This is a genomic window from Nocardioides sp. (assembly GCF_034670285.1).
Taxonomy (GTDB): Bacteria; Actinomycetota; Actinomycetes; order Propionibacteriales; family Nocardioidaceae; genus Nocardioides.
In genome coordinates this window covers 1-4,693 of the sequence record NZ_JAXMNS010000311.1, presented here as the reverse complement: position 1 = coordinate 4,693, position 4,693 = coordinate 1, and the positions used below count along the sequence as shown (strand labels likewise).

Here is a 4,693-nt window from a genome sequence, read left to right as displayed (position 1 = left end):
CATCTGCTCGATCCTGTTCTTCCTCAACGTCTGGCGCCGCACGTGGCAGCTGCCGACCATGGGTCTCGGACTGCTCGTGCTCTCCGCGGTCCTGCTCGGCATGATCTGGCCGGCCGTGGTGCAGCAGTTCCAGGTCAAGCCCTCCGAGGCCGACAAGGAGGAGCCCTACATCGCCCGCAACATCGAGGCGACGCAGGCTGCTTACGACCTCCAGGACGTCAAGACGACGCCGTTCTCGCCCAACACCTCGCTCGACGCGAGCGCCGCGCAGCTGGCCCCGCTGCTGAGCTCGGTTCCCTTGGTCGACCCCAAGCAGGTCTCGCCGGCGTTCGAGAACATCCAGCAGGAGCGCGGCTACTACTCGGTCGCCGAGGTGCTCGACGTCGACCGCTACGAGATCAACGGCTCCAACCGGGCCATGGTGCTCGGTGTCCGTGAGCTCGACCAGGACGGACTGAGCCCTGATGCTCGCAATTGGTCCAACCTGCACACCGTCTTCACCCACGGCAACGGCATCATCGCCGCCTACGCCAACCAGCGTGACAACGCGAACGCCGTCACCTCCGACACCGGCGCCGACGCGCCGTCGTCCTCGGGTGGCCTGGAGTGGGCGCAGGGGATCAACTCCTCCGAGACCGACATCTCCGACGAGCTCGGCGAGTTCGAGAGCCGGATCTACTACGGCGAGAAGAGCCCCGACTACTCGGTGGTGGGCAAGGAGGAGCCCGAGGACGAGGACGTCGAGCTCAACCTGCCGGTGCCCGGCTCGGAGCTCGGCACGTCGACGACGTTCGACGGACCCGGCGACCCCTCGGTGGGCAGCACGATCAACCAGCTGATGTTCGCGATCAAGTTCGGGGAGCCCAACTTCCTGCTCTCGGGGCGTGTCAACGGCAACTCCTCGGTGCTCTTCGACCGCGACCCCACCACCCGGGTCGAGAAGGTGGCGCCCTGGCTGACTGTCGACAGCGACGTCTACCCGGCCGTCGTCGACGGCCGGATCGTGTGGATCGCCGACGGCTACACCACTACCGACCGGTTCCCGCTCGCGCAGCGCGAGTCCTTCGAGGACATGATCACCGACGCCCTCCAGGTCCAGACGGGCATCCAGACCCTGCCGACCGACGAGATCAACTACATGCGCAACGCGGTCAAGGCGACCGTCGACGCCTACACCGGTGAGGTCACCCTCTACGCCTGGGACGAGGAGGACCCGCTCCTGAAGTCGTGGATGGGGGCGTTCCCCGGCACGGTCGAGCCCAAGTCGGCCATGTCCGACGACCTGCTCGCCCACGTGCGCTACCCCGAGGACCTCTTCAAGGTGCAGCGCTACCAGTTCGCTCGCTACCACGTGAACGACGCCAGCGACTGGTACGAGTTCAACGACCGTTGGGCCGTCCCGGAGGACCCGCAGTCGCCGGGTGTCTTCCAGGCGCCGTACCGGCTGTTCGTCGGGGGAGCGGAGGCGTCGAACTTCTCGCTGACCTCGGTCTACGTGCCGTTCCGACGCAACAACCTCGCCTCCTTCGTCTCGGTCAACTCCAACGCCGAGAGCGAGGAGTACGGCCAGATCAGCGTGCTGCGTCTCAACAACGCCGACCTGGAGGGTGACGCCGAGGCCGTGGACAGCGACCAGACGTCCGGTCCTGGACAGGTCGCCAACGACTTCATCTCCGACCAGCGCATCAACGAGGCGCTGCTCCCGCTGAAGAACTCCGGCGCCAAGGTCACCTACGGCAACATGCTGACCTTCCCGATCAACCGGGGCCTGATGTACGTCCAGCCGGTCTACGTCTCGCGCCAGGTCACCGATGCCTCCTACCCCGAGCTGCGCTTCGTGCAGGTGAAGTTCGGCGACGACATCGGCTACGGCACGACGTTCCAGAACGCGATCCAGGACCTGTTCGGTTCGGGCACGGGGCCGATCGACACCGACCCCGAGCCCACCGAGCCGGAGCCCGAGCCGGAGCCGACGCCCGAGCCGGGCACCGGCACCCTGCAGGAGCAGCTCGACCGTGCCCTGGCCGACGCCCTGGCGGCGTTCGACAAGGCCGACACGGCGCTGTCGAACGGCAACCTGGGCGTCTACCAGAAGCAGGTCGCCCGCGCGCAGACCCTGCTCGAGCAGGCGCTGGACCTCAAGGAGCGGGTCGAGAACCGCGCCGGCTGAGTGCCTCGATGGCTGAGGGGTGGGGGTGACCCAACCCTCAGCCAATCGATTTGGCCGCCCTACCCCGACCCGGTAACGTGGTGTTCACCGACGCGGGGTGGAGCAGCTCGGTAGCTCGCTGGGCTCATAACCCAGAGGTCGCAGGTTCAAATCCTGCCCCCGCTACAAGAAGCAGGGCCTGACACGCATCACGCGTGTCGGGCCTTGTTGTTTTTTCACGCGTCAGCGTCTCCGCCCAATTCAAAGGGGAATTCGTCAGGGGTGACAAAAATGTCCTGCGTCATCGTGACCCGGCTCACAGTGCGTCGTTGGACCCCGGAAGCCAACCGACCCTGAAGGAGCCCAGCAGCATGCGTCTCGCATCTCGTAGATCAAAAATCCTCGCCGGAGCGGCTACCGCCGCCCTGGTCATGGGAGGCGTCGCCATGGCGCCTGCCATCGCGAGTGGACCGATTGGGGCGACGACCACCTTCGCCGCCCAGCTGGTCGTCGTCGACACCCCGACCCGCGCCGACAAGGAGCTCCTGCAGACCCTCGGTCTCGACCTGACCGAGCACGCGGGCCACGACTACATCGAGGTCGTGCTGCACAGCGCGCTCGACCTGGCACGACTGATCGACTCCGGCCTCGAGCACGAGGTGCGCATCCCCGACCTCGCACTGCGCGAGGCCCAGAACAACCGGACCAACGCGGCCTACGCCGCCGCGACCCTGCGCTCGCCGCTGCCCTCGGGTCGCGACACCTACCGCGACCTCGCGGACTACAACAGCGACATCGCCACGCTCGTGTCTCAGCGCCCGACGATCGCCAAGCAGATCACCATGCCACACCGGTCGCTGGACGGTCGCACGGTCTACGGCATCGAGATCGGGCGCGATGTCAACGCTGCCGAGGACGGTCGCCCGACCTTCGTGCTGCTCGGCGTCCACCACGCCCGAGAGTGGCCCTCCGGCGAGCTGGCGATGGAGTTCGCCTACGACCTCGTCACCGGCTACGGCACCGATGCGCGGATCACCGGCCTCCTCGACCGCTCGCGCGTCGTGGTCGTGCCGGTCGTCAACGTCGACGGGTTCGAGCTCTCGCGCACCGACGGCGACCTCGTCGATCTGCGCCAGCTCGACGGCGGTGGCACCGTCTCGATCCTCGGCACCCCCGGCAACGCCTACAAGCGCAAGAACTGCCGCGTGGTCGACAACCAAGACACCCCGGACGGCACCTGCCGCGCCGCCAGCATCACCAGCCCCGGTGGCTTCCTCAACGGCGTCGACCTCAACCGCAACTACGGTGGGTTCTGGGGCGGTCCGGGTGCCTCGGACCTCTTCGCCGACCCGACCTACCGCGGGGCCGGCCCGTTCTCCGAGCCCGAGATCCAGAACGTGCGCGAGCTGGTCAGCAGCCGACAGGTCACCACGCTGATCTCCAACCACACCTTCTCCAACTTGGTCCTGCGACCCAACGGCGTCCACCCGGACACCATCGGATTCGACGGCACGCCCGTCGGTGACCCTCACGACGAGGAGGGGCTCAAGGAGCTCGGCGCGAAGATGACCGCCGCCAACGGGTACCGCAACATCCACGGCTGGGAGCTCTACGACACCACCGGCACGACCGAGGACTGGTCTTACAACGCCACCGGCGGCTTCGGCTACACCTTCGAGATCGGTCCCGACGAGTTCCACCCGCCGTTCCCGCAGGTCGTCGACGAGTACGTCGGCGCCGGCGAGCTCGCAGGAAAGGGCAACCGCGAGGCCTACCTGATCGCCCTCGAGAACGCCGTCGACGCCTCCAACCACGCGGTGATCAAGGGCAAGGCGCCCGAGGGAGCGACGCTTCGTCTGCGCAAGCAGTTCGCGACCCCGACCTGGGAGGGCTCGTTCGCCGACAACCTCGACAGCTCGATGGTGGTGACCGGCGACGACAAGTACACCTGGCACGTCAACCAGTCGACGCGTCCGGTCGTGATGAGCAAGCTCGTGCAGATCACCGAGGACGAGCCGGTGCGCTCCGAGACGTTCCAGGGCGGACCCACTGCCGTGGGCGACAGCGTCGACCACCCGTTCTCCGTCACCGAACCCGGGATCGACGTGCTCCAGATCGACCTGGACTGGCCGACCCCTGATGACATGGACCTCGAGGTCTACCGTCGCAACGCCGACGGCACGCTGACCCAGGTCGGCAGCTCGGGCAACTTCGTCAACGAGAAGGAGCGGGCCGAGATCGCCGCGCCGGAGCAGGGCGACTATGTGCTGCGGGTGATCAACTTCGCCTCGACCGCGCCGACCTACACGGTCACTGCGACGCTCTTCGACTCCACGCTCGTCTCCTCCGAGCAGGCGCCGGGCCTCATTGAGAACTGGACGCTGACCTGCGAGAAGGACGGTCGCGTCCTGCAGACCGAGTCCGTCGTGGTCAACCGCGGCCAGGAGGTCAAGGTCGACCTGAAGGAGTGCAAGAGGAACTGGTGAGCAGTGCTCGCGTCGCCTGAGTGACGCGTCGCCGGCACCGCGGGCGGTCATCGACGGA

Annotated in this window: 2 protein-coding genes and 1 tRNA gene; all 3 read left to right on the top strand. The window is 67.2% G+C overall.

Annotation, left to right across the window (positions count from 1 at the left end; translation table 11 throughout):
- The coding region (locus VOI19_RS14660; protein ID WP_323793703.1) for a UPF0182 family protein at window positions 1–2,170 on the top strand (2,170 nt) is incomplete at its 5' end.
- 91 nt (window positions 2,171–2,261) lie between these two features.
- Window positions 2,262–2,335 (top strand) — tRNA-Met (locus tag VOI19_RS14655).
- A gap of 185 nt (window positions 2,336–2,520) precedes the next feature.
- Window positions 2,521–4,635 carry a M14 family zinc carboxypeptidase gene (locus tag VOI19_RS14650; protein ID WP_323793702.1) on the top strand — a complete coding sequence of 705 codons (2,115 nt, stop codon included), beginning with the start codon at window positions 2,521–2,523 and terminating at the stop codon, window positions 4,633–4,635.
- Window positions 4,636–4,693 lie beyond the last annotated feature (58 nt).